Below are 1,442 nucleotides of genomic sequence, written 5' to 3'. Positions count from 1 at the left end.
GTGGCGTGGACTGCTGGTGCTGTGTACTCGCCGGCGGCTGCGCGGGTGAATACGGATTTGATGACTTCGCCGTAGCGGGTTACGGATTCGCGGGCGATGGGGTTGTTGGGGAACGAGATCAGCAACGAGACTTCGTCGAAGAGGCGGATTACCGACATGTAGAGGTATGCCGGGCTTCTGCCGTCGTTGTAGGCGGTTGCATTTGATCCGGTGAGTGCGGTGGCGACCACGGCGGAAAGTGGCGGCAGGCCGACGTCCATGTAGTTCATCATGAAGAATTGGGGGCCGTACTTGTTGAGCCACGGTGCCAATTCCAGGACGCGGTCGTAAGGCACTTGCGCGAGGGCGATGTTTTCGTCGAATGAGGCCTGAATGGAGCGGGCGGTTTCGACGAAGGAGTTCGGGTCGACGGTCGCTTCGAAGGGAATGACGCCGGTGAACCAACCCATCGTCATGTATTCCTCGGGCGTGCGCCGCTTATCGATGGGGGTAAGGCCGCGGTAGATTTCCTCGCCGGTCAATTCGTAGTGTGCCAGGGCGGCGCAGGCGAACAGTCCGCCGCTGAACCGGGCGCCCGAGGCGATGCAGTCGTCTTCGAACCGGGCGGTTTGCTCGGGGCTGAGCAGCGGGATGACCATCATGTCGCCGCCGCACGGGATTGTCTGGTCACCCAGCGGCAATGGGAACTCGGGGCCGTTACCGCCGTTAGCCTCGGCGAATGCAACCCATTTGCGGATCTCGGGGGAGTCCAGGGTCATGGAGTCGGCGTAGGCCTTTTCCCGCTTGCAGAACTCGGCGTGGCTGGCGGTCGGGGCCAGCGTCACCGGCGGTTTGCCGGCCACCAGCGACTGGTAATTGGCCAGGATCTCAACATACAGGCCGGTGATCAGTGCGGGGTCGCAGTGCAGGTGGTCAACAATCGCGAACAGCGTGCAGTGATTCTCGTGCTGGATAACACCGAGCCGGAAGCAATCCCATTCCAGCGGACTCGGGGTGGCAAGAACCAGATCCCGCCATTCCGGCTGGGTCAACTCACCGTGGTGAACGGGCACGAACTGAATGTCACGAGGATTCTGGATTTCGTGACGAATAATGTGCTTCGGGTCCTGGTATTCAAACCAGCTGCGGTACGTCTCATGCCGACGCAGGTGAGCATTGATCACATGGGTCATCGTGCGGATGTCGCACTTCCCCGGCATTTCCCAGGAACCCATCACCAACCGCGAGTAATCAAGCCCACGCTCACGGAAATCAACAAAGTTAATAATGTGCCCGGCCTGCATAGAACTCGGCGGCGCATCCACCGCAGGCGCTTTCAACGCTTTTGCCTTCGAACCAGGCGTCGGAGCCCACGTCGTCACCGGACCCGAACCCGGCTCCCACTCGTGAACTATTCCCACACCAATACTGGTACCTGCTGAGCCCCCACCTATGATCACGGC

General features: G+C 60.7%; 1 protein-coding gene. It reads right to left on the bottom strand.

Going from position 1 to position 1,442, the window contains the following annotated elements:
• A partial coding sequence (locus tag BST27_RS30385; protein ID WP_232007494.1) for a condensation domain-containing protein occupies positions 1–1,172 on the bottom strand: 1,172 nt, incomplete at its 3' end.
• Positions 1,173–1,442 lie beyond the last annotated feature (270 nt).

Source organism: Mycobacterium intermedium, from assembly GCF_002086275.1.
GTDB lineage: Bacteria > Actinomycetota > Actinomycetes > Mycobacteriales > Mycobacteriaceae > Mycobacterium > Mycobacterium intermedium.
This window is presented reverse-complemented; position numbering and strand designations above follow the sequence as displayed.